This window comes from Actinosynnema sp., assembly GCF_052038725.1.
The window spans coordinates 1-1952 of sequence record NZ_JBQGCX010000369.1; the positions used below are offsets into that span (position 1 = coordinate 1).

The window sequence follows — 1952 nt, forward strand, 5'->3', positions numbered from 1 at the left end:
CTCGGCCCGGCGGTCCCGCCGCCGGTCGCGCTCAGCCCCTCAGCTGCGGCGCGATCTCCGCCGCCGCCAGCTCCAGGTGGTCCAGGTCCGCCAGGTCGAGCAGCTGGAGGTACACCCGGCTGACGCCGGTGCGCTCCCGCCACTGCCCGAGCCGGTCCACGACCTCGGCGGGCGTGCCCGCCAGGCCGTTGGCCTTCAGCTCGTCGACGTCGCGCCCGAGCGCGGCGGCCCTGCGGGCGACCTCCGCGTCGTCCCGGCCGATCGCCGCGACCAGCGCCGCCGAGCGGGTGATCTCCGCCGGGTCGCGGCCGATGTCGCGGCACGCCTGGTCGACGCGGGCGAACTGCTCGGCCGCGAACTCGACGTCCACGAACGGCAGGTTGAACTCGGTGGCGTGCTTGGCGGCGAGCGCGGGCGTGCGCTTGGCGCCCTTGCCGCCGATCAGCACCGGCACCCGCTCCTGCACGGGCTTGGGCAGCGCCGGGGCGTCGATCAGCCGGTAGTGGTCGCCCTGGAAGGTGTAGTCCTCGCCGACCGGGGTGGCCCACAGGCCGGTGATGATCTCCAGCTGCTCGGCGTACCGGTCGAACCGCTCCCGCACGCTCGGGAACGGGATGCCGTAGGCGGTGTGCTCCTCCTCGTACCACCCGGCGCCGAGGCCGAACTCGACCCGGCCCCCGGACATCTGGTCGACCTGGGCGACGCTGATGGCCAGCGGGCCGGGGTAGCGGAAGGTGGCGGCGGTCATGAGCGTGCCGAGGCGGATGGTCGTGGTGTCGCGGGCCAGGCCCGCGAAGGTGATCCACGGGTCGGTGGGGCCGGGCAGGCCGTCCACCGAGCCCATCTTCAGGTAGTGGTCGGAGCGGAAGAACGCCCCGTACCCTGCGGCTTCGGCGGCGCGGGCGACGCGGAGCAGGTCGTCGTAGCCCGCGCCCTGCTGGGGTTCGGTGAAGATCCGGAGTTCCACCGCCCCACGCTAACGACGCGGGCCCCGACCCCGCGATTCGACCACCGCCGGGCGGGCTGTCGCGCCGATCACCACTTCGCACCGCTTCGCACCGCGCCGGACCGCGCCGGACCGCTCGGGCGAACCGCAGGTCAGCGCCCCGCGAACGCGCACCCCGGCTGCCGCGACCGCACCACCCGACCGGTAGGAAGGCACCCATGGCCAAGTGGACCGAAGTCGACATCCCCGACCAGGCAGGGCGCACCGCGCTGGTGACCGGCGCGAACTCCGGCCTGGGCCTGCGCACCGCCGAGGTGCTGGCCGCCAGGGGCGCCAGGGTGCTGCTGGCCTGCCGCTCCCGCGAGCGCGGCCTGGCCGCCGTCGAGCGGGTCTCCCGGCACGGCGAGGCCGAGCTCGTGCGGCTGGACCTGGGGGAGCTGGCGTCGGTGCGCGCCGCCGCCGAGCGGGTCCTGGAGCTGACCGGCGGCGGGCTGGACCTGCTGGTCAACAACGCGGGCCTGATGGCCCCGCCGCTCGCCCGCACCGCCGACGGGTTCGAGTCGCAGTTCGGCGTCAACCACCTGGGGCACGCCGCGCTGACCTGGCTGCTGATGCCCGCGCTGCGGGCCCGCGCAGGCGCCCGCGTGGTGACCGTGTCGTCCGTCGCGCACCGGTTGGGCGGGCTGGACCTGGCGGACCCGAACTTCGAGGTGCGCCGCTACGCCCCGTGGGTCGGCTACGGCCAGTCCAAGCTCGCCAACCTGCTGTTCGCGCGGGAGCTGGACCGGCGGCTGAGGCTGTCCGGCGCGGACGTGACCTCCGTCGCTGCGCACCCCGGCGTCTCGCGGACCGAGCTCAGCTCGACCATGGCCAAGGCGCACCGGAACGCGCTGGTCGACTGGGCGGGCAAGATCACCGACGCGCTGTCCCAGTCCCCGGCCGCGGGCGCGTTGCCGCAGCTCTACGCGGCCCCCGCGCCACTGGTGTCCGGCGGCGGCGACTACGG

At 75.4% G+C, this 1952-nt stretch carries 2 protein-coding genes; one reads left to right on the forward strand and one right to left on the reverse strand.

Annotated elements, in window-relative coordinates; all coding sequences use genetic code 11:
• Positions 1-31: 31 nt before the first annotated feature.
• Entirely contained in the window at positions 32-967 is a 936-nt protein-coding gene (locus ACTUAL_RS07450) for an LLM class F420-dependent oxidoreductase (RefSeq protein WP_440899719.1), read from the reverse strand.
• 197 nt (positions 968-1164) lie between these two features.
• Here ACTUAL_RS07450 and ACTUAL_RS07455 point away from each other — a divergent pair.
• Positions 1165-1952 (forward strand): oxidoreductase (locus ACTUAL_RS07455; RefSeq protein WP_440899720.1); only part of this gene is annotated, 788 nt, incomplete at its 3' end.